21 protein-coding genes are annotated in these 22,186 nt (G+C 56.5%); 13 read left to right on the forward strand and 8 right to left on the reverse strand.

The genetic code is table 11. The annotated features are described in order from the left end of the window. Nucleotides 1–66: 66 nt before the first annotated feature. From ABDK75_RS01535 to ABDK75_RS01545, 3 genes are all read left to right on the forward strand, one after another. Nucleotides 67–630 (forward strand): histidine phosphatase family protein, encoded by a 564-nt coding sequence (locus tag ABDK75_RS01535; RefSeq protein WP_346004781.1) that lies wholly within the window; start codon nt 67–69, stop codon nt 628–630. A gap of 139 nt (nt 631–769) precedes the next feature. After that, nucleotides 770–1,921 carry an FMN-dependent L-lactate dehydrogenase LldD gene (lldD, locus tag ABDK75_RS01540; protein ID WP_346004782.1) on the forward strand — a complete coding sequence of 384 codons (1,152 nt, stop codon included), beginning with the start codon at nt 770–772 and terminating at the stop codon, nt 1,919–1,921. Between the two features lie 403 nt (nt 1,922–2,324). Beyond that, nucleotides 2,325–3,221 carry a type 1 glutamine amidotransferase domain-containing protein gene (locus tag ABDK75_RS01545; protein WP_346004783.1) on the forward strand — a complete coding sequence of 299 codons (897 nt, stop codon included), beginning with the start codon at nt 2,325–2,327 and terminating at the stop codon, nt 3,219–3,221. A gap of 127 nt (nt 3,222–3,348) precedes the next feature. Here ABDK75_RS01545 and dnaJ read toward each other — a convergent pair whose 3' ends face one another. Together dnaJ and dnaK are read right to left on the reverse strand one after the other, a co-directional pair. Beyond that, nucleotides 3,349–4,491, reverse strand: a complete 1,143-nt coding sequence (gene dnaJ, locus ABDK75_RS01550; RefSeq protein ID WP_346004784.1) for a molecular chaperone DnaJ — start codon at nt 4,489–4,491, stop codon at nt 3,349–3,351. A gap of 118 nt (nt 4,492–4,609) precedes the next feature. Further along, on the reverse strand, nt 4,610–6,511 hold the full coding sequence (gene dnaK, locus ABDK75_RS01555) for a molecular chaperone DnaK (protein WP_099211549.1): 1,902 nt from the start codon (nt 6,509–6,511) through the stop codon (nt 4,610–4,612). A 231-nt stretch (nt 6,512–6,742) separates the two neighbouring features. Between dnaK and ABDK75_RS01560 the strand changes: the two genes are divergently transcribed. The 9 genes from ABDK75_RS01560 to ABDK75_RS01600 all read left to right on the forward strand — a co-directional run bounded on the left by ABDK75_RS01560 (nt 6,743) and on the right by ABDK75_RS01600 (nt 16,013). Then, nucleotides 6,743–7,870, forward strand: a complete 1,128-nt coding sequence (locus tag ABDK75_RS01560; RefSeq protein WP_346004785.1) for a hypothetical protein — start codon at nt 6,743–6,745, stop codon at nt 7,868–7,870. 159 nt (nt 7,871–8,029) lie between these two features. Then, the gene (locus ABDK75_RS01565) at nt 8,030–8,410 is read left to right on the forward strand and encodes a glycerol dehydrogenase (RefSeq protein WP_202207028.1); all 381 of its coding nucleotides are present in this window, start codon (nt 8,030–8,032) and stop codon (nt 8,408–8,410) included. Then, complete coding sequence (locus ABDK75_RS01570) at nt 8,410–10,629, forward strand: PQQ-binding-like beta-propeller repeat protein (protein WP_346004786.1); 2,220 nt, start codon at nt 8,410–8,412, stop codon at nt 10,627–10,629. Before ABDK75_RS01565 ends, ABDK75_RS01570 begins: the two co-directional genes overlap by 1 nt. 195 nt (nt 10,630–10,824) lie before the next feature. Beyond that, nucleotides 10,825–12,009: a glycosyltransferase family 4 protein gene (locus tag ABDK75_RS01575; RefSeq protein WP_346004787.1), complete on the forward strand. Its 1,185-nt coding sequence runs from the start codon at nt 10,825–10,827 to the stop codon at nt 12,007–12,009. Continuing rightward, nucleotides 11,999–12,175, forward strand: a complete 177-nt coding sequence (locus tag ABDK75_RS01580; RefSeq protein WP_346004788.1) for a hypothetical protein — start codon at nt 11,999–12,001, stop codon at nt 12,173–12,175. The genes ABDK75_RS01575 and ABDK75_RS01580 overlap by 11 nt, the downstream gene beginning before the upstream one ends. 6 nt (nt 12,176–12,181) lie before the next feature. Further along, complete coding sequence (locus ABDK75_RS01585; protein WP_346004789.1) at nt 12,182–13,084, forward strand: DMT family transporter; 903 nt, start codon at nt 12,182–12,184, stop codon at nt 13,082–13,084. Nucleotides 13,085–13,156: 72 nt separating this feature from the next. Further along, complete coding sequence (dcd, locus tag ABDK75_RS01590) at nt 13,157–13,708, forward strand: dCTP deaminase (protein ID WP_064275649.1); 552 nt, start codon at nt 13,157–13,159, stop codon at nt 13,706–13,708. Between the two features lie 14 nt (nt 13,709–13,722). Next, on the forward strand, nt 13,723–14,979 hold the full coding sequence (murA, locus tag ABDK75_RS01595; RefSeq protein WP_046900589.1) for a UDP-N-acetylglucosamine 1-carboxyvinyltransferase: 1,257 nt from the start codon (nt 13,723–13,725) through the stop codon (nt 14,977–14,979). 197 nt (nt 14,980–15,176) lie between these two features. Next, a complete protein-coding gene (locus ABDK75_RS01600) occupies nt 15,177–16,013 on the forward strand; it encodes an aldo/keto reductase (protein WP_346004790.1) in 837 nt (278 codons plus the stop codon). Between the two features lie 40 nt (nt 16,014–16,053). Here the strand turns inward: ABDK75_RS01600 and ABDK75_RS01605 are convergent, their stop codons facing one another. The 3 genes from ABDK75_RS01605 to ABDK75_RS01615 all read right to left on the reverse strand — a co-directional run bounded on the left by ABDK75_RS01605 (nt 16,054) and on the right by ABDK75_RS01615 (nt 19,151). Then, nucleotides 16,054–16,800 carry a dienelactone hydrolase family protein gene (locus ABDK75_RS01605; RefSeq protein WP_346004791.1) on the reverse strand — a complete coding sequence of 249 codons (747 nt, stop codon included), beginning with the start codon at nt 16,798–16,800 and terminating at the stop codon, nt 16,054–16,056. Nucleotides 16,801–16,937: 137 nt separating this feature from the next. After that, nucleotides 16,938–18,416, reverse strand: coding sequence for a mannitol dehydrogenase family protein (locus tag ABDK75_RS01610; protein WP_346004792.1), 1,479 nt, complete (start codon nt 18,414–18,416; stop codon nt 16,938–16,940). A 132-nt stretch (nt 18,417–18,548) separates the two neighbouring features. Continuing rightward, on the reverse strand, nt 18,549–19,151 hold the full coding sequence (locus tag ABDK75_RS01615) for a glutathione S-transferase N-terminal domain-containing protein (RefSeq protein ID WP_346004793.1): 603 nt from the start codon (nt 19,149–19,151) through the stop codon (nt 18,549–18,551). A 105-nt stretch (nt 19,152–19,256) separates the two neighbouring features. Between ABDK75_RS01615 and ABDK75_RS01620 the strand changes: the two genes are divergently transcribed. Then, nucleotides 19,257–19,727, forward strand: a complete 471-nt coding sequence (locus ABDK75_RS01620) for a GAF domain-containing protein (protein WP_046900594.1) — start codon at nt 19,257–19,259, stop codon at nt 19,725–19,727. A gap of 3 nt (nt 19,728–19,730) precedes the next feature. Here ABDK75_RS01620 and ABDK75_RS01625 read toward each other — a convergent pair whose 3' ends face one another. The 3 genes from ABDK75_RS01625 to ABDK75_RS01635 form a co-directional block, all read right to left on the reverse strand. After that, on the reverse strand, nt 19,731–20,285 hold the full coding sequence (locus tag ABDK75_RS01625; RefSeq protein ID WP_086633532.1) for a TIGR00730 family Rossman fold protein: 555 nt from the start codon (nt 20,283–20,285) through the stop codon (nt 19,731–19,733). Nucleotides 20,286–20,320: 35 nt separating this feature from the next. Further along, nucleotides 20,321–21,517: an MFS transporter gene (locus ABDK75_RS01630; protein ID WP_046900596.1), complete on the reverse strand. Its 1,197-nt coding sequence runs from the start codon at nt 21,515–21,517 to the stop codon at nt 20,321–20,323. Nucleotides 21,518–21,671: 154 nt separating this feature from the next. Continuing rightward, nucleotides 21,672–22,157: a DUF2501 domain-containing protein gene (locus ABDK75_RS01635; protein ID WP_046900597.1), complete on the reverse strand. Its 486-nt coding sequence runs from the start codon at nt 22,155–22,157 to the stop codon at nt 21,672–21,674. Nucleotides 22,158–22,186: the final 29 nt, after the last annotated feature.

A 22,186-nucleotide genomic window follows, 5' to 3' on the forward strand; every position in this document is an offset into this window, starting at 1 on the left:
AGCAATCCAGCTTCGGGCTGGCAAAGGGCTTTCAGTTACTGAAGGCCCATAGGGAAGGCATGCGTCATGAGCACCACCCTCTGGCTAATTCGCCACGGCGAAACAGAATGGACCATCAGCGGCCAGCACACGGGGCGTACGGATATTGCCCTGACGGAAAACGGACGTAAGCAGGCGCTGTCTCTGAAGAGCCGGTTAGAACATCAGAACTTTGATCAGGTGTTCACCAGCCCGCTTCAGCGGGCGCATGAAACCTGCATTCTTGCCGGGCTGGGCGATCAGGCTCAGATCGAGCCTGATCTCATGGAATGGAATTATGGCGTGTACGAAGGGCTCACCACGCCGGAAATTTTGAAAGCCGAGCCCGACTGGTCTTTGTGGACGTCTGACGTGGAAAATGGCGAGACGGCCGCCCAGGTTCAGAAACGGGTCAGTGGCTTGCTGGAGAGGCTGACGGCACAGGGAGGAACAATTGCCCTGTTTGCGCACGGTCATATTCTCCGCAGCTTGATTGGTGTGTGGATTCATAATGATGTGCGACTTGGGGAAAATCTGGCCCTGGATACGGCATCAGTGTCTGTTCTTGATGTTCATCGGGGCGTACGCGTTTTACGCAGGCTGAATGCCTGATCGGCAAGGATGAGGAGCCAGTGCCGCGTTCCCGCCGGGAGTTTTGTGCAACATAACGTCAGGGCAGACGATAGTGCCTTGGTTGTCATCAAACAGGCTGGCAGTCTCCCGTTCATTGAAGACTCATGGGAGCTGCCAGATGATTATTTCCTCAGCCACTGATTATCGTGAGGCAGCCCGACGCCGTCTGCCGCCTTTTCTGTTCCAGTATATTGATGGCGGTTCCTACGCAGAGCAGACAATGCGGCGGAACATCACAGACCTTGCAGATATTTCCCTACGGCAACGCGTCTTGAAAAACGTGTCCGGTTTGACGACCGGGACTGAGTTGTTCGGGCGCAGACTGAATATTCCTGCGGTTCTTGCCCCTGTGGGACTGACGGGCATGTATGCTCGCCGCGGGGAAGTGCAGGCAGCAAGGGCTGCGGCGCGTAAGGGCATTCCTTTCACGTTGTCCACAGTATCGGTGTGTCCCATCGAGGAGGTGCAGGGTAGAAGCCCGGTGCCCATCTGGTTCCAGCTTTATGTTCTCAAAGACAGGGGATTCATGAAGAATGCCTTGGAACGCGCGAAAGCTGCGGGCATTACGACTCTGGTGTTCACCGTGGATATGCCGACGCCGGGTGCGCGTTATCGTGATGCTCATTCGGGAATGTCCGGCTCCCATGCCAACATCCGGCGTTATCTTCAGGCCGTGACCCATCCTATGTGGGCTTGGGATGTGGGTCTTCGTGGCAGACCACACGATTTGGGCAATATTTCGCGCTATCGCGGAAATCCAACCAAGCTGGAAGATTATATCGGCTGGCTCGCTAATAATTTCGATCCGTCCATTAGCTGGAAAGATCTGGAATGGATCCGCGAGTACTGGGATGGACCTATGATTATCAAGGGTATTCTCGATCCTGAGGATGCCAAAGATGCTATCCGTTTCGGTGCGGATGGTATTGTTGTTTCCAATCATGGTGGTCGCCAGCTTGATGGTGTCCTCTCCAGCGCTCGCGCACTTCCGCCGATTGTGGATGCCGTGAAGGGCGACCTGAAAATCCTGGCAGATTCAGGCATTCGATCCGGCCTCGACATCGCCCGGATGGTTGCGATGGGGGCGGATGCTGTTTTGCTGGGGCGCGCCTTCGTCTACGCGCTTGCTGCCGGTGGCCAGAAAGGTGTGGAGAATGTGCTCGACATCATGGAGAAGGAGCTCCGTGTTGCCATGACCCTGACAGGGGCGAGTGCCATATCCGATCTGACACCAGAGAGTCTTGCGCGGTTGGCTGCGGAGTGCAGGTGATCTTTTTCGAACTCGTGCCGCATAAACTGAGGCGCTGTTCCAAACGCTATATCGGGGCGTTTTGACCCATCTCGTACCCGTTAAGGGGCAGATTTAATAATTGCGGATTAAAGAAAAAAGATCCGCAATTTTAAAAGCTGTAGCAATCAGCCCCGGCGTAGGTTTGCCCCGATCAAAGGTCGCTCTACTCGCGAGCTCGAAGCATGTGCCTCAATGAATGGATACAGAGGAAATGTTCCCGGTTTCTGCGACACGTCACCAGAAGAGCAGCTCTAAAACTGGCGACTTTCAGACTTGATACGGTTCTGGACTGAAGCCTGATGATCGGTCAGCATTCAGTAACTGCCGCTCGTCGTATGGCGGCGCTTCACGGGCCTTTCTCCACACGAAAAGGATGATGTTCATGCTGCGCGGTATAGCTCTCACCCTAGTCCTTGTTGCCACCACACTCTGTGGGTCCAGTCTTCAGGCCAAGTCACACAGCCAGAGTAAGGGGCACGTACTGGTCGTTCTTTCCAGCGCAAATGAACTCACATTGCGCAACGGTCAAAAATATCCCACGGGCTTCTATCTCAATGAATTTGCAGTCCCGGTAAAAGCCCTGATCCAGGCTGGCTATGAACCCGTATTCGCTGACCCGAAAGGCAATGCTGTGAAGTGGGACGCACACTCTGCATCCCCTCGATATTTTGGAGGCAGTGAGAAAGCTTTGCAGGATACGATACAGTTCGTCGAAGGCCTAGACTCACTCAAACATCCCCGCTCTCTTGCTTCGGTCAATGCTGAGGGGATTGATGGCTATGTTGGGATCGTTATTCCCGGTGGCCATGCACCACTAGAGGATCTGATGACCGATCCTGATCTGGGGAAGATCCTGCGTGCTTTCCACTCTGCTGGAAAAACGACCGCTCTTATCTGTCATGGTCCTGTGGCACTGGCGTCCAGCTTGCCAGATGCCAACGGTTTTCATGACGCGCTGATGACCGGCAACATGAATGACATTCGCCAACTGGCAGCAGGGTGGCCCTACGCAGGCTACCGTATGACCGTTTTTTCGATACCAGAAGAGCACTTCGCCGAAACGCATCAACTCAACGGACAAGTTTTTTTCTACCCGGCTACTGCGCTGACGGATGCGGGAGCTACTGTTGAGACGGCCAAAGCCTGGGCTCCTAACGTCGTGACAGACCGTGAGCTTATCACGGCACAGCAGCCGTTTTCCGATAAGGAATTTAGTGCGGCTTTAATAAAAGCTCTCGATAATCAGACAAAACCACAGGACGTGCCGTCGCTTAAATGACGTCTCCTGATAGCGTTCATGTCTGTGACTGAATGTGGAAAAATAATAAATCCCCACAAAGATGCGAGCTAGCAGAAGGGATTTTCCAAAAAAATACCCCTCCGTTTCGGGAGGGGTATTTTTAAAATCAGCGACCTTCGAAGAAATCACGGACCTTGGCAAAGAAGCCGCTGTTTTCAGGGCTTGCCTTGGCGTGATCGTCACCCGCTTCTTTCTCGAACTCTTCAAGAAGTTCGCGCTGGCGCTTGGTCAGGTGATGCGGTGTTTCCACCGAGACCTGAATGTACATGTCGCCACGGGCAGAAGACCGCAATACGGAGAAGCCCTTGCCGCGCAGGCGGAAGGTTTCACCTGTCTGCGTCCCCGCAGGAATGCGGACACGGGTGCGGCTTCCATCAATAACAGGAACCTCAACCTCCGTCCCCAGCGCAGCCTGCGTCATGCGCAGCGGAACGCGGCAGTAGATATTGGCGCCGTCACGCTGGAAGATGTCATGCGATAGGACCGAGACGTGCACATACAGATCGCCGGGCTGTACACCTTCTCCCCCAGCTTCACCGCGGCCTGCCATGCGGATGCGCGTGCCATCCTCAACGCCAGCCGGGATTTCGATCTGAAGGGTCTCAGTCTTTGCCTGCGTGCCTGTGCCTTGGCAGACCTTGCACGGATTGCGAACCGTACGCCCTGACCCATGACAGGTGGGGCAGGGACGCTCGACAAGGAAGAAACCCTGCTGCGCGCGGACTTTACCCGCACCGTGGCAGGTAGCGCAGGTCGTGCCGCCACCACCGGCATCTGCGGAGCCCGAACCATGACAGGACTCACACGCAACGCGCGTGCGGACTTCAACGCTTTTGGTTACGCCGGAGAAGGCTTCGGTCAGACTGATTTCAACCTGAACCTGAACGTCAGCACCTGTACGACGTCCGCCGCCACGGCGGCCGCCCATCATGTCTCCGAACATCTGGTCAAAGATGTCCCCAAGACCACCAGCGCCGAAACCACCAAAGCCTCCGCCGCCGCCCATTCCACCCATGCCTCCGTCGAAGGCTGCGTGTCCGTACTGGTCGTAGGCTGCGCGCTTCTGCTCGTCCTTCAGGACGTCATAGGCTTCGTTGATTTCCTTGAATTTCTGCTCGGCTGCATCATCACCAGGGTTACGATCCGGGTGATAACGCATGGCCTGCTTGCGGAAAGCTTTCTTCAGCTCATCTCCGGAAGCAGTACGCGAAACTTCGAGGCTTTCGTAGTAATCGATCTTCGTGGCCATGATCGGTCCTTGTCTGAGGGCCGGAAACAAGAATGGCGCCCACCCCCTTGCGGGAACGGGCGCCCTTCGGAAAACAGGTCAGGCGGGGCGGGAAGCCCCACCTGGGGAAGTCACCCGATCAGTGCTTCTTGCTGTCGTCGACGTCTTCAAAGTCGGCGTCCACAACGTTTTCGTCCTTGGCTTCCGCACCCGCAGCTTCACCACCCTGCTGGGCCTGATCTGCCTGATACATGGCCTGGCCAACCTTCATGGCAGCCTGCGTCAGACGCTCGCTTGCGCTCTTCAGCGTTTCGACATTCTCGCCACCCAGAGCTTCACGGGCTGCTGCGATAGCGGCTTCTGCTTCAGACTTGTCTGCAGCCGGAACCTTGTCGCCACCTTCCGTGAGGGACTTCTCGGTCTGGTGGATCATGCTCTCGGTGCTGTTGCGCAGCTCGACCAGCTCGCGCTTGGCCTTGTCAGCGGAAGCGTTCGCTTCAGCTTCCTTGACCATGCGATCGATGTCACCGTCGGACAGACCACCAGAAGCCTGGATCTTGATCTGCTGTTCCTTGTTCGTCGCCTTGTCCTTGGCGGACACGTTGACAATACCGTTGGCATCGATGTCGAACGTAACTTCAATCTGCGGAACGCCACGCGGTGCCGGAGCAATGCCCTGCAGGTCGAAGTTGCCAAGCAGCTTGTTGTCAGCCGCCATCTCACGCTCGCCCTGATAGACCTTGATGGTCACGGCGTTCTGGTTGTCTTCAGCCGTGGAGAAGGTCTGGCTCTTCTTGGTCGGGATCGTCGTGTTGCGGTCGATCAGACGGGTGAATACGCCGCCCAGCGTTTCGATACCCAGCGACAGTGGCGTCACGTCGAGGAGCAGAACGTCCTTCACGTCACCCTTCAGGACGGCGCCCTGAACGGCTGCACCGATAGCGACCACTTCGTCAGGGTTGACGTTGCGTGCCGGATCCTTGCCGAAGAATTCCTTAACCGTCTCGATGACCTTCGGCATACGGGTCATGCCGCCAACGAGGATGACTTCGTCAATCTCGCTCGTGGACACGCCAGCATCTTTGATAGCCGAACGGCACGGACCAAGCGTACGCTGAACCAGATCGTCAACCAGGCTTTCCAGCTTGGCACGGGACAGCTTGACGACAAGGTGCTTCGGGCCGGACGCATCAGCCGTGATGAACGGCAGGTTGATCTCGGTTTCCTTGGAAGAGGAAAGCTCGATCTTGGCCTTTTCAGCGGCTTCCTTCAGACGCTGCAGAGCAAGCTTGTCGCCACGCAGGTCGATGCCCTGGTCCTTCTTGAACTCATCAGCCAGGAAGTCGATGACGCGGTTATCAAAGTCTTCACCACCCAGGAACGTATCACCGTTCGTGGACTTCACTTCGATCACGCCGTCAGAGATCTCGAGAATGGAAACGTCGAACGTACCACCACCAAGGTCATACACAGCTACCGTGCCGGAATCGCGCTTGCCAAGGCCATAAGCCAGTGCAGCTGCGGTCGGCTCGTTGATAATACGCAGGACTTCGAGGCCAGCGATCTTGCCAGCGTCACGAGTTGCCTGACGCTGTGCGTCGTTGAAGTAAGCCGGAACCGTGATGACGGCCTGTGTAACCGTTTCACCGAGGTAGGACTCGGCCGTTTCCTTCATCTTACCAAGAACGAATGCAGCGATCTGGGACGGGGCGTAATCTTCGCCACGGGCGCGAACCCATGCATCGCCGTTGTCGCCCTTAACGATTTCGTAAGGGACCATGCCCTTGTCCTTGGCGACGGTCGGGTCATCGTAACGACGACCGATCAGACGCTTGACGGCATACAGGGTGTTGGTCGGGTTTGTGACAGCCTGACGCTTCGCGGCCTGTCCAACCAGACGCTCACCGTTTTCGGTGAATGCGACCATGGACGGCGTCGTACGTGCGCCTTCGCTGTTTTCAATAACGCGGGTCTCGTCACCTTCACGCACTGCAACGCAGGAGTTGGTCGTGCCGAGGTCAATACCGATGACTTTGCTCATAATATGTCCTTTCAGCGGCTCGCTTCGGCCCTGTCAGGCACCGGGGCGAGCCCTTGTGACGTAAAATCCGATCCATCAAGGGATCGTGTTTCCGAGACCAGATTTAGGCGGGGCAGCAAAGTGTTTCAAGCCTTGGTGGTAACATCTTTCATGAAAAATATACGTTCGCCTCATTCAGGAAACGGTTGTGACTTCCGCTTGGCCACGGAATGGTCCACTTTGAGATAAGTCATGAAAATTAATCTGATATTCCGGGCCACGCCCCTGGCTGCACTTATCTGTCTTGCTGCCTGTGGGCCGATAGGGCCATCCAGGCTTCAGCATGACGAGCTTGAATACTCGCGCGCTCTGGGCGAATCCCAGAAGCACGAGATGCTCCTGAATATCGTTCGCCTGCGCTATGCCGATCCGCCGACGTTTCTGGATACGACGCAGGTCATTGCCGGATATAGCGTATCCAAGAGCGTGAGCGGGGGCTTCTATGCCTATCCTGCCACTGCTGTCGGCAATTATCTCTTCGGAACGGGGACAATGACGTCGGGCGAAAGCCCGACCTTCACCTATCAGCCGGTGACGGGGCAGCAATACGCCGAGAATATCGTGCGGCCGATTTCTCCCACCGTTATCATGCCCCTTAGTCTCGGTGGTCTTCCCATTGACACCCTCTTGCGCCTAACAGCGCAGTCGATCGATGGACTGTCCAACGTGCGAGGGCTGGGAGCAGGGCCGTTTGGTGGAGGCTCTGTCCGCTTTTATCTCCTGCTGCATGATCTGCGTCAGCTTCAGATCGCAGGCGCGATGACTATCCGCATCACGACTGATGCGCCGCCCCCAACGGATGATAGCAATAACAAGAAGGGCTCTTCCAAGCCGGAAAACGGTAACGGACAGGAGCATTCCTATCTGGTGCTCTCTTCAACGTCCGATAGCAGCCTTCTTTCGACGCAGGCGGAAGTGCGTCGCCTTCTGCATCTGGATGCCCAGGCTGAAGAAGCGGAAATCGTTTACGGCCCCTATCCGAAGCATCCCGGGCAGATTGCCATTCTGACGCGCTCGATGCTCGCGATGCTGACACAGTTGGCTTATGAGGTTGAGGTTCCGGAAGAAGACATCAAGGTAGGCCGGACACCGCCGACGATCGGGCAGGTGGGTATCGAGAACCGCCCGGAAGTTGTTATTCATTCAGGACACAAGGTCCCCGACCGCCGATATGCCGCGGTAGAATACAACGACATGTGGTTCTGGATTGATGAGAAAGATTTCCAGAGCAAGCTTGCCTTTACAATGGTTCAGGTCCTCAGTGCCTTGGCAGCCACGAACCATACAGGCGGGGCAGTGGTCACAATTCCAGCTGGATAATCCCAATATTTGCTGAAATACTCATTTTTCAAATAGTTCCAAGCACGTTTTTGTTACCGAAAACACGCCTTTGTTAAAGGATATTCAGAAGAACTCTAATGGACCTCGCTGGATAATCGACATACCGTCCCGGGTATTCAGTCTGGGAGGCATCCGGTTATGCCGAATATTAACGGCACGAAGACTCTGACGGAGTGGCTGACGCTGCTTCTGGGGGTCGTTATTCTTCTTGTGGGCCTGATCTTTGTCATCATGGGGGCAGACCTCGCGATGCTGGGTGGCTCTGTTTACTACGTCATTTGCGGCATCGTGTTGGTTGCCAGCGGGGTGTTCATGGTGATGGGACGCACGCTTGGCGGGTTCCTGTACCTTGGCGCGCTGGCCTACACATGGGTGTGGTCCTTGTGGGAAGTCGGGTTCAGCCCCGTTGATCTTCTGCCGCGTGCTTTCGGTCCGACCATTCTCGGCATTCTCGTGGTCCTGACCATTCCGGTTCTTCGCCGCCTGGAATCCCGCCGTACACTCAGAGGAGCCGTCTGATGCGTCGGTCTCACCTTCTCGCAACAGCCGCAGGCCTCGCGCTCGCCTGTTCGCCTCTTGCTGCTCACGCTCAGTTTGCGCCCGCAGGTTCCGGTGGCTCACCGACTGCGGCAGTTCCTGGGCCAGGGAACGCAAATGAGCCTACGGAAAGTGCTCCGAAAGAGCAGAGCTATTTTGCTGGTCCGTCTCCCTATGCTCCGCAGGCTCCAGGCGTAAATGCTGCCAACCTGCCGGATATTGATTCGATCGATCCGTCAGAAATTCCAGCGATGGCTCCGCAGCAGAGCGCAAATCCTGCTCCTGGAGACTGGGTTGCTTACGGCCGTGATGATCACCAGACACGCTATTCACCGCTGTCTGAAATCACGCCTGAAAATGCTGGCAACCTGAAGGTCGCGTTTACCTATCATACGGGCAGCTATCCCCGTCCGGGTCAGACCAACAAATGGGCGGCTGAAACCACACCGATCAAGGTGGGTGACGGCCTTTACATGTGTTCGGCCATGAACGACATCATGAAGCTGGACCCGGTCACGGGGAAGCAGATCTGGCGTCGGAATGTGGATGTGAAGTACCACTCCATTCCCTATACGGCAGCCTGTAAGGGCGTGACGTATTTCACGTCGTCCGTCGTGCCTGAAGGGCAGCCCTGTCACAATCGGCTTATCGAAGGCACGCTCGATATGCGCCTGATTGCTGTTGATGCGGCAACGGGTGAGTTCTGTCCGAACTTCGGTCACGGTGGTCAGGTCAACCTGATGCAGGGTCTTGGCGAGTCCGTTCCGGGCTTCGTTTCCATGACCGTGCCGCCACCGGTTGTTGATGGCGTTGTCGTCGTCAACCACGAAGTGCTGGATGGTCAGCGTCGCTGGGCACCATCTGGTGTGATCCGTGGTTACGATGCTGAAAGCGGCAAGTTTGTCTGGGCCTGGGACGTTAACAACCCGACCGATCACAGCCAGCCAACGGGCAATCGTCACTATAGCCGCGGTACTCCGAACTCCTGGGCTGCACTGACGGGCGATAATGCTCTTGGTCTGGTGTACGTTCCAACCGGAAACTCAGCAGCCGACTACTACAGCGCCCTGCGTAGCGATGCCGAGAACAAGGTTTCTTCCGCAGTCGTGGCGATTGACGTCAAGACGGGTGAAGAAAAGTGGGTTTTCCAGACCGCCCATAAGGACGTCTGGGATTATGATATTGGCTCTCAGGCAACCCTGATGGATATGCCTGGCCCTGACGGCCAGCCCGTTCCAGCTCTTATCATGCCGACGAAGCGCGGTCAGACGTTCGTTCTGGATCGCCGGACAGGTAAGCCAGTTCTTCCCGTCGTAGAGCGTCCGGCTCCGTCACCAGGTGTCATTCCTGGCGACCCACGGACGCCGACGCAGCCTTGGTCTGTCGGGATGCCCGCTCTGCGCGTGCCTGATCTGAAAGAGACGGATATGTGGGGCATGTCTCCCATTGACCAGCTCTTCTGCCGGATCAAGTTCCGTCGTGCGAACTACGTTGGTGAATTCACGCCGCCGAGCGTTGATAAGCCATGGATTGAATACCCAGGCTACAATGGTGGCAGTGACTGGGGTTCCATGTCTTATGACGAGAAGAGCGGAATCCTGATCGCGAACTGGAACATCACCCCGATGTACGACCAGCTCGTCACCCGCAAGAAGGCCGACAAGCTTGGTCTGATGCCGATCGACGATCCTAACTTCAAGCCAGGTGGCGGTGGCGCCGAAGGTAATGGTGCCATGGACGGAACGCCTTACGGCATCGTCGTGACGCCGTTCTGGGATCAGTATACGGGCATGATGTGCAACCGTCCGCCTTACGGCATGATTACGGCGATCGACATGAAGCACGGTCAGAAGGTGCTCTGGCAGCATCCGCTGGGAACGGCTCGTGCCAATGGTCCATGGGGTCTGCCGACAGGCCTTCCCTGGGAGATCGGAACACCGAACAACGGTGGTTCTGTTGTGACAGGTGGCGGTCTGGTGTTCATCGCAGCAGCTACGGATAACCAGATCCGTGCCATTGACGAACACACCGGCAAGGTCGTGTGGAGCGCAGTGCTGCCGGGTGGCGGTCAGGCCAACCCGATGACCTACGAAGCCAACGGCCATCAGTACGTTGCCATCATGGCAGGTGGTCATCACTTCATGATGACGCCAGTCAGCGATCAGCTCGTGGTTTACGCTTTGCCTGACGCCGTTAAGTAAAGCCGACGACTGTGGCGGATGTGCTGTGCACATTCGCTACACTCCATCGTCAAGGGGGGACTTCTGTGCTAGCAGGGCATGGACGTCTCCCTTTTTCGTTTCTGCCTGTTTTTTATTCTTAATGCCGCAGGTGCAGACCGATCAGGAAGGCTTCTCGTTCGGATCAAATTTTCAGAATTGCCCGCCGAAACGCTCATGACTGACCGTTCTCCTGTGATCCTCCAGGTCCTTCCTGCACTCAGTACTGGGGGGCTTGAGCGCGGTGCCATCGAAATCGCCGCTGCCATCACTCAGGCAGGCGGGAAGGCCATTGTCGCTTCAAAGCCAGGCCCATTGCTGATCCAGCTGAGGCATGCCGGCGCACTTCATGTTCCGCTCAACCTGAAATCCAAGTCACCTGTTGCTGTACTGCGCCGGGCGCGTGATCTTCAGAAACTGATCCGCGAGCAGGGGGTGGATCTGGTGCACGCCCGCTCCCGTATTCCGGCATGGGCGGCCTGGCTGGCCTGTCGTCGTGAAGGGATACCGCTGGTCACGACATGGCATGGTGTTCATGGTGCGGGCTGGTGGGGCAAGAAGCTTTATAATTCTGTTCTGGCCCGTGGCACGCGCGTAATTGCCATTTCGAACTTCATCGCCGGCCGTCTGTCCAGGCAATATGGTGTTCAGCCAGACCGTCTGCGGACTATTCCCCGTGGCGCTGACCCCTCTCTCTTTGACCCGCAAAAGGTTTCCGGCGAGCGGATCCAGCGGCTTGCCGAAGCTTGGTCAGTGCCTCACGGCGCCCGCGTGATCCTGATGCCTGCACGTCTGACGGCGTGGAAAGGACAGAGGGTCCTGATCGAAGCACTGAAGTTTCTCAAACAGGTCTCTGTTGCACCCTGGATCTGTGTTTTGGTTGGCCCGGAAACGGATCATAAATTCGCGCTTTCTCTTGGGCGGAGAATTCAGGAGCTGGGTCTGGAAGACAGGGTTCGCTTCGCAGGGACATGCCGGGACATGCCAGCGGCCTGCGCTTTGGCGTCCGTTGTCGTTGCACCGTCTTTGCGGCCTGAACCATTCGGGCGCACGCTTGTAGAGGCGCAGATGATGGGCAAACCCGTTATCGGAACGGCACAGGGCGCCATGATGGAGACGGTATTGCCCGGACAGACCGGTCTCGTTATTCCTCCTGATAATCCTCAGGCATTGGCAGAAGCACTCGTCGGCATTCTGTCGGCCGATGATGAAACGCTTGCCTATCTGGCGGAAAATGCCCGTGAGCATGTCTTGCGAAATTATACGATCCGACAGATGCAGTCGGCGACACTCGGTGTATATGACGAGCTGCTTGGAACGCATCTTCGAGCATCTTTCGACGGACAGACTGATGACGACTGACAAGACGGAAAACGACAAAGCTACGGCCCATCTGACTGATAAGGCGCAGGCTGCCAAAGAGGCACGCGCGGCTCGTGAAGCCAAGGCGCTCCGGGCCAATCTTCTGCGCCGCAAACAGCAGCAGCGTATCCGGCCCACTACTCCCGTGCCGTCTTCCGAAAGCTAAGCCGTCATGAAAATCCGTCTGCCAACCCCGACACCGCAGGAGCTGGCGTTGGCGGGCGTTACGGCGCTCTGGGGAGGCACTTTTCTGATCCTGCATCTAGCCATGCAGCATTGCGGACCGATGTTCTTCGTCGGTGTGCGGTTTCTGATGGCCGCAGCCATGGTGGCGTGTCTGGCAGGTCGTCACATGACGGGTCTGACACGGAAAGAAGTGCGATCCGGTCTTCTGATCGGGATTGCCCTTTCAATCGGGTATGTTTTGCAAAGTGCAGGGTTGCGTGAGGTGACCAGCAGCCGTTCTGCGTTCATCACGGCTCTCTATGTGCCGTTGGTGCCATTATTCCAGTGGGCCATTCTGCGTAAATCCCCGCACATCATGAGCTGGGTCGGAATCGGCCTGGCGTTTGCCGGATTGATTGCGCTGGCAGGGCCGGCAGCCCTGACCCTGACCTTTAGTCATGGTGATTTGCTGACGGTGCTGTCAGCATGCGCCATCGCTGCAGAAATTGTTTTGATCAGCCTGTTTGCCCAAGGCGTGGACAGTCGTAGAATCACGGTCTGTCAGCTTGTTGGAGGCGGCCTTTTTGCACTTTTGCTCATGCCTGTCGCAGGGGAGCACGTGCCGACGTTTTCATGGATCTGGGTTGTCTGTGCTGCGGCTCTGGGAAGCCTGAGTGCTCTGGTACAACTCGTGATGAACTGGGCTCAAAAGTCCGTCCCACCTTCAAAAGCTGCTGTGATTTATGCAGGAGAGCCTGTCTGGGGCGGTCTGGTCGGCTGGCTGGCGGGCGATCAACTGCAGGCCACCACGCTTCTGGGCGCTGCTTTGATTGTCTGTGGTGTTCTTGCCAGTGAGATGAGACCGCGCTGGCTTGTCAAAAGGCAACAGCACCTCACGGAAAATGGCTAAACCGACACATTGCGTGATCGGGCGGCTGTCGGTAGAGCAGATCGATCCCCCCGTGTAGGAGTTAATGCGTCCATGCCAATCATGCCTGATACCTGGATCCGCCAGATGGCCAAAGAACACGGCATGATTGAACCGTTTGTGGAAAACCAGAAACGGGAAGGCGTTATTTCCTATGGTCTGTCGTCATACGGTTATGACGCGCGTGTCGCGGAAGACTTCAAAATCTTTACCGATGTGGACAGTGCCGTCGTCGATCCGAAGAACTTCGCCGCGAACAGCTTCGTGACACGGACGGGCGACATCACGATTCCCCCGAACAGCTTCGCACTGGCGCACACGATCGAATATTTCCGTATTCCGCGGGACACGTTGGTCGTCTGCCTTGGCAAGTCCACCTATGCGCGCTGCGGTATCATCGTGAATGTGACGCCGCTTGAGCCGGAGTGGGAAGGGCAGGTCACCATCGAAATCAGTAACACGACGCCGCTGCCTGCGCGCATCTATGCGAACGAAGGCATCTGCCAGTTTCTGTTCTTCCAGGGCGCCAGCCCTTGCGAAGTCAGCTACGCGGATCGTGCCGGTAAATACATGCGCCAGTCCGGCGTAACCACGCCTCGGCTGTAAGGAGCGCATCACTCATGGACCGTTTCATTATTCGTGGTGGCCATCGCCTGACGGGCGAAATCGAGATCGGGGGCGCAAAGAACTCCGGCCTCAAGCTCATGGTCGCAGGCCTGCTGACCTCTGATCGTCTGGTGCTGTCCAACGTTCCGCAGATTGCTGACATCAAAACGATGCGCGATCTTCTCAAGGGGCTGGGCATCGCCGTCGAGGCTGTGGGTGAGCGCACCCTCTCTATCGGAGGCGAAATCGGATCGGTGGAAGCCCCGTACGACATCGTTTCCAAGATGCGCGCTTCCATTCTTGTTCTTGGCCCGCTTCTGGCGCGTGCCCGTGAAGCCAAGGTTTCGCTCCCGGGTGGCTGCGCTATTGGCACGCGCCCTGTGGACATGCACCTCAAAGGGCTTGAAGCTCTGGGTGCTGAAATTCGCCTTGAGAACGGATATATCAATGCCCGTGCGCCCGAAGGCCTAAAGGGCGACCGGATTATCCTGCCGTTCGCCAGCGTTGGTGCGACAGAAAACCTGCTGATGGCGTCCACGCTCGCCAAAGGCCGCACCGAAATCGTCAACGCAGCGCGTGAGCCCGAGATCAGTGATCTGGTGCACTGCCTCAACGCGATGGGCGCACAGATTACGGGTGAAGGTTCCGGTACACTGATCATTGAAGGCGTAGAGCGCCTGCATGGCGCCAACTATGCGGTCATGCCAGATCGTATCGAGTGCGGCACCTATGCTTGCGCTGCGGGCATCACGGGCGGTGACCTTCTGCTCGTCGGTGGTCGTGCCGATGATCTGGGGGCTGTAATCCGAACCCTGCAGGAAACGGGTGTTGAAGTTGAGGAAGATCCGCGTGGTCTGCGCGTCCGTCGCACGGGCAAGCTGACAGGCGTGGACATCATGACGGAGCCATATCCGGGTTTCCCGACGGACATGCAGGCCCAGTTCATGGCGATGCTCTCTGTCGCGGATGGTGCGTCCATGATTACCGAGACGATTTTCGAAAATCGTTTCATGCATGTTCCTGAGCTGAACCGGATGGGTGCGCGCATCAATCCGCATGGTCGCTCGGCAATTATCCGTGGCGTTCCGAAGCTGTCCGGTGCTCCGGTCATGGCAACTGATCTTCGGGCGTCTTTCTCGCTCATCCTGGCTGGACTTGCTGCTGAAGGCGAGACGCAGCTCAGCCGGATTTACCATCTGGATCGTGGGTATGAGGGCGTAGATCGCAAGCTCGCAGCATGTGGTGCTGATATCGAACGCGTTTCAGACTGAAGACTGTTCAGGCTTCTTTTGATGCAAGCGGTGAGCCATTTCGGCTCACCGCTTTTTTTATGTCTCGTGCGTCTGAAGCCATCCGTTATGAAACGCTTCCTCTCTGTCGGGCGTAATACGTCAAACCCGAAAGTCTTCCTTAGGCATTTGATAAATTCCCCAGGGATTGAATGCGGCAGAGTCAGGAGAAGCAGAGAATGACGATTCCGACAGTCACGCTGAATGACGGCACAACCATTCCGGCGATCACGTTCGGAACCTATAAGCTGAACGGCGCTGCGGGCGTTGAAGCCATGAACAGTGCCCTCAACGTGGGCTATGATGCGCTGGACAGTGCGTTCAATTATGAGAATGAAGGTGCAGTTGGCCGCGCCGTGCGTGAGAGCGGCCGCCCCCGGGAAGAACTGCGCGTCGCCTCAAAGCTACCAGGCCGCCATCATGACTATGATGCTGCGCTGACAACGATCGAGGAGTCCCTCTATCGCACGCAGCTTGATTACTTTGACCTGTATTACATTCACTGGCCTAACCCGAAGCAGGGCAAGTACGTTGAAGCCTGGAAAGCCCTGATTGAGGCAAAGAAGCGCGGCTATATCCGATCAATTGCCGTATGCAATTTTCTGCCAGAACATCTTGAGCGGCTGAAAGCCGAAACAGGCGTTCTTCCGTCGATCAACCAGATTGAACTGCATCCCTATTTACCACAGGACGATATGCGGAAGTGGAATCATGATCACGGGATCATTACGCAGGCCTGGAGCCCCTTGGGGCGCGCAAGTGACCTTCTGACAAATCCGCTGTTGAAAACAATTGCTGAGCGGTTAGGCAAGGAAGTCGGGCAGGTTATTCTCCGCTGGCATCACCAGCTTGGTTCTGTGCCCATTCCCAAGTCTGCCACGCCTGAGCGCCAGATTAAGAACAGGTCCATTTTCGACTTTGCCCTGACAGAAGACGATATGACGAAAATTGCCTCTCTGGCGCGTGCGGATGGGCGTCTCGCCGATCAGAACCCTGCCACTTACGAGGAACTCTGACGTTGGAAGGGCTTCCTGCAGCGGAAGCCCCCCCCTTTGGTTACCCTCGCGTCAAAGCTCGCTGAAATAGGGTATTCGTCCAGTTCATGGCCTGCAGGAAGAGAGCAGCATCGAAGCGTGGTGCTCCATCACGCAGGAATGCGTGTTGAGCGTTAACTTCATGCCACTGCAGCTTGACGCCCGCGTCCTCAAGTCTGTCCCGGATTATACGCCGTCCCGCATAGGGAACGTGCGGGTCTGACTGGCCCCAGACCATCATCAGTTCACCAGTGATGTCTGTAGCCCGCACGAGAGAGTCATCGGACTTGCCTTCACCAAGCGTCGCTGAATGCAGGTCGGTGGCATAGAAACACGCTGTTGCTTTGACTGCCGGATGGAGAGCCGCCCGATAGGCGAGATGCCCTCCAAGGCATACACCGAAAGCACCAACGGCGCCCGTGCAGAAGCTGCTGCCTTGCAGCCATTCGACAAGGGCTGCCGTGTCGTTGTCAAAGGCCAAGACAGGCTTGGCGTATTTCAGATCATTCCCGCGATCTGTTCCATCCTTGTCATAGGCAAGGACAGTCCCGGCGGCCTCGTACTCATGATACACTTCGGGGATTGCGACGAGATATCCCTGTCCCGCAATCATGGCGCCCAATCGTTCGATAGGTGCCGTGACCTGATAGATTTCCGAAAATAGCATGACAGCTGGGAAACGGCCATCCTGAACCGGTCGAAAAATATGGACACGCATTGAGCCAGTAGGCGTTTGAAGATCGATTTTTTCGTCAGTTCTGATGATCATGAGACGATCTATCCTGCGAGAGTTTGCAAGTAACGCATCTGGCTCTGTTTGTAGGCGGCCCGCTGGCGTGCCGCAACGTCGTCTGAAAAAAGGGCTTTGTGCCGGTTGTTAATCTCAACCGGCACAGGACACCTTGATCAGCCCTTTGGCGTGATGACGTCCGCAAGTGTCGCAGCGGTTCCACGATCCTGCAGGCTCTGCCGCATGTCAGTGAAAAGCTGGACAAAAGCAGGGTTGTCAGTGAGGCCCCAGCCCGCAAAGACGCCCATATCCAGAGCGCGCGCCGGATCGGTGTCCGTCACCAGGGCACGATCTTCCTTGCTGAGACGAGGCTCTGTGACAGGGAAGTCCGCGTTTGTATCGTCCCGGCCGTTCATGTAGGCGCAGTAGCACGCCAGCAGGAACGCGATCCGGCGCATGTCACCGTTGTCTTTCACCACGATCTCGGCTGTCGGGCGAATAAAGACCGGCAGTTTGGATGTGCTGTCCGACGCAATGCGCAGAAGCTGATCACTGACAGCCTTGTTGCGGAAACGCTGGAGCAGGAGGGCCCCATATTCCGGAAGGCTGATGCCCGGAGGAGCGGTCAGATGCGGTTCTGAGTCAAAACCCAAAAACTGCTGAAGGAGGCGGAAAAGGTTCTCGTCTTCCATGGCTTCACTGACGAAGCGGTACCCCATCAGGACGGCGGGGAGGGCCAGCATGGAGTGGGACGCGTTGAGCATGCGCAGCTTGACCTGTTCGTATGGCTCAACATTGTTCGTGAATAGCACACCCGCCTGCTCCCAGGCCGGGCGCCCCTCCGGGAAATTGTCTTCCACAACCCACTGGATGAAGTCTTCGCAGAACAGTGGGGCGCGGTCTTCAATGCCGCTTTCACTATTGAGGCGAGCAATGTCTGCCGGTCCAACCGCTGGGGTAATACGATCAACCATGCAGGCCGGGAACGAGACGTTCCGGGAAATCCAGTCCGCCAGTTCGTCGTCTCGCAGGCGTGCGAAGGACAGGACGGCGTGGCGCGCAACCTCTCCGTTCGACGGAACATTGTCGCAAGAGAGAATTGTGAAAGCATTCACACCGGCTTCACGGCGCAGACGAAGAGCCTCGGTGAGGATACCAAATGCTGTTTCCGGCACTTCACGCTTGAGGTCCGCAACGATGGTCGGATGGTCAGCCATGAAGTGGCCTGCCTCATCCATGTAATATCCACCTTCCGTAATCGTCATGGTGACGATGCGGATTGCTGGATCGGTCAGGCGCTTCAGGGCTGCCAGACGGTCTGCGGGAGCGTGGATGTATTCCACCAGGGATTTTACAACCCTTACGACGTCCGGACGGCCCGATGGGCATTCCCGCAATGTGTAAAGACCGCCCTGAGACTGAAGGGCTTCAGCCTTCTGCACTTCAGACGGCATATCCATCAGCCCAAGGCCAACAATGCCCCAGCTTTCCTGGCCCGGCAGAGCCAGTGTGCGGTCTGTGTACACGGCCTGATGGGCGCGGTGAAAGTTTCCGACACTGAGATGGGCAATCCCCGCAGTCACCTTCTGGCGATCATAAGGGGAGGTGAGGATGGTCTCTGGAAGGTGGGCCAGAGTTTCCGGGGTCAGTTTCATGATGGTTCTTCCGAACGAAAGGCCCGACCCTTTTAAGAAGAAGACGTGATGAGGAAACTGTTTTTATTAAATATAAATTTTTTCTAATATTTCTCGCACCAACGAGAGGCTTCATTAGGGAAACGAAAATATTCATAACCCGAAAGCAGATGCTTCCGGCATGGGAATAAAGTCAGGCAGCGCTTCTATACGCTCCAGCCATTGTTGAACTGCAGAATAAGGCGCTAGAGACACCGCGCCCTCAGGTGCGCGTTTGATGTAAGCGTAACAGGACAGATCGGCGAGCGTGGGCATGTCACCTACGAGAAATGGCCGCTGTTTCAGTTCATCATTCATGAAGGGAAGCAGCTTCGCAGCCTTTGCCTGAGCCGGGGCAATATCATCCGGGCGCTTCCAGAGCGTCGCCGCACGCGCCATAGCCGGTCCATACCGCAACTCGCCAGCGGCAATGGAAAACCATTTTTGAACTCGCGCCGCGCCGAGTGCATCCTCTGGCAGCCATGAACTGTCGGATGCATAGGTTTTCGCGAGATAGACCAGAATGGCATTGCTGTCTGTCAGGATAATATCGCCGTCTTCCAGAATCGGAATTTGGCCCAGCGGATTAAGCTTCAGCACTTCAGGCGACTGCATTGAGGCTTCAACGAAGCTGTAATCCAGCTTCAGGATCGACAGGAACAGCCGGACGCGATGCACATGGCCGGACAGAGGAATTCCATAAAGACGTCTAGCCATGATCTGGTCCGGTAATGGTGAAAAGGGCAGAGTGGCCATCGTGACGGAGACACGCAACGGCTTTATGGTCCTGTTTCATCTCATTTTAACTCAGGATCATCCGACATGAGTGCGCCTATCCATCGTCTGACCGTGGAAGATCTGGTGGAAACCGTTGAATCGGTTGTCGCGTCTGAAACGGATCAGATTGCGAACATGGCCAATATCGCGGCCCTGCTGTTCGAGGCCTTGCCAGACATTAACTGGGCCGGATTCTATCTTTTCAAGGATGATCAGCTGGTCCTTGGCCCGTTTCAGGGGCGTCTGGCCTGCACGCGCATTCCGCTTGGGAAAGGCGTCTGTGGAACTGTTGCCCAGCAGAAAACCACGCTTGTTGTCCCGGATGTGCATGCGTTTCCAGGGCATATTGCCTGTGATGCTGCCTCGGCTTCCGAAATCGTGGTTCCCATCCTGCATGATGGAAACCTGATCGGAGTTCTGGATATTGATAGCCCTGTGAAGAACCGCTTCGATGCGGAAGATCAGGCCATGATCGAGAAGATTGTCAGCGCCTTTGAAAAGACGCTGACAGCCTGATTTTCAGGCAGGAACGTTTTCGCGCAGATGGTTCATCAGCGCGGGAACATCTTCCACAACGGTGAACAGCTTGAGCGTGTTGGGGGAGGCAAAGCCCTGCTCAACGGCATCGGTCAGGGTGCGGACAAGCGATTTTGCCCAGCCACCAATATTGACGATGTAAATCGGGTCCTGGTGCAGACCGAGCTGCTTCCAGGTCAGAATTTCCATCAACTCATCAAAGGTGCCGAATCCGCCTGGGATGATGGCATACGCATCTGAAAGCTCGAACATGCGGGCTTTGCGGCTATGCATGTTGGGTGTCACTTCAAGCTCTGTCACGCCTTTATGCATGACTTCGCGATCATGCAGGAACCCAGGAATAACGCCGATAACCTGCCCTCCCGCAGTCAGGGCGGCATCCGCGACGGTACCCATCAGACCCACATGACCACCGCCGTAAACAAGCGTAATTCCGTTCTGGGCCAGAGCTGTTCCAAGTTCGGATGCACCTTCTGCATACACAGGGGAGTTGCCGAAGCGGGAGCCGCAGAAAACAGCGCAGGAACGAATGGTCATGGGAAGCAGGTCCTGTAAGGAAGCGGGCAGAACGCTTAGACGGCAGGCTTCCGCCCAAGCGAACGGCTGATGAGCACACCGACCAGACAGCACACCGCAGTCGTGCCGAACATGGTCTTGTAGCCAGCAAACTCGATGACCTGCCCGAGCACAAGACCCGAACATGCAATCGCCAGATCAATGAAGATCGAATAGGCGCCCAAAGCGGCCCCGCGGTTCTGTGGGCCAGCACTGTTGACGGCCAGAACACCAAGCGCAGGGAACAGCAGGGAGAAACCTGCGCCAGTCAACGCCGCACCGATCAGAGCAGCCCCTTGTGAGGGGAAAATTGCCAGACAGGCCAGCCCGACAGCTTCGATCAGCAGAGAGACGATCGCCACGAAGACGCCGCCACGCCGGGCAATCTGTGAGGCGAAAAAGAACCGGATAACAACGAATACGATACCGAAGACGGACAGGGCTGTTGCAGCGCCCTCCCAGTGCAGAACGGCATAATACAAAGCAAGAAAGGATGAGATGGCACCGAATCCGATGGAGCCAGCCGCCAGCGCCATGCCATGCGGCAGAACCAGACGAAGCGCGCGCGTGAAGGGAACGGGCTTTTCCGTGGAGGGAAGAGGCTTGATGCCCTTGTAAAAGCCGATCAGGGCAAGACCAAAGAGCGGAAGAATAACGGACAGGATACCGACCGAGACAATGCCGCCATAAGGATGAGGAAGCTGTGAGAGCTTGGCGCCAATCGGTGCACCAAGAGCAATGCCTCCATAAGAACAGATACCGTTCCACGAAATGGCAATAGCTGTGTTTTCAGCTCCGGCCCGGCGAATATTCCAGACAATAACGCCCGTGGCGGCCCAGCTTTCTGCCCAACCTAGAAACAGACGACTTAAGAGCAAAATTCCAAGGGAAACGGCTGGTGTTTCGCCCGACCACCCCGCACCGATCATCAGCAGGCCTGATATGAGGCATGTCACCAATCCGCCTAAAACAACCGGTTTGGGGCCTATGCTATCTACCAGCCGACCAGCAGAAGGGCGCGCTGCAAATGTCGCAAGATATTGCAGGGAGAAGGCCAGACCAGCGATCGTCGTGCTGTAGCCCAGCGTATGGTGCACAAAGATCGTCAGGACGGCATTCGGAAGCCCGATAACGATGTAAACCAGAAGATTGAACAGAACGACGGTAAGAACCCGCTTCGTCGGTGAACTCACCGGCGTTTCTTCCGCAGTCATGCCTTCAATCTCCTGTTTCTCTAAGTAACTAACTGGTTACGTCCTGTCTGGCATAGGACAGTTTGAACGATCCGTCACGGTCAATGGACCCCTCAGGTCCAAAAAACAACAGTATGTGATCTCTCGGGAATGAACATCCCGAGAGAAGGTGGCCTTAAAGCATGTTCTGCAGGCGGCTTGAAACCGCTGAGCATACTTTCTGGCGCAACGGCTCTGCCAATGAGGACAGGGAGTATTGCTGGGACGTATTCGTCTGGTTGCTGACGGCCTGAAGAATGCCCTGCTGGCCAGCACTGTATGCCGGGCTGTTGGTCACGCCTGCTGCCTGTGTGGCAGTGGAGAGAAGACCCGTAGCATTCGTCCCCGTAGCCAGGTTGTTCGTCACGCAATAGTTCAGCACGCCGGCCAGATTGCTGGTGGAGGTGGAGGAGAGATTGGGCAGCCCAAGGGCGCCCGTCAGGCCTCCGGTTAACTGTGAAGCTGTGCTCTGGGCTGCGGCAGTTGCAGCAGATGTTGCCGCTGCCTGCGTTTCCGGATTCTGGGCAGCCGACATCCCGGACGTGCAGCCTCCAAGAGAGAGGGCTGCAATGGCAGCAATTGCGCCAGTCGAGAGCAGGGCTGGCAGGCGGAACGGAACCATAAAATTTCAACTCCTGTAAGGACAACCAT

The organism is Gluconobacter sp. OJA (genome assembly GCF_039638325.1).
In the GTDB taxonomy this organism is placed as follows: Bacteria; Pseudomonadota; Alphaproteobacteria; order Acetobacterales; family Acetobacteraceae; genus Gluconobacter; species Gluconobacter cerinus.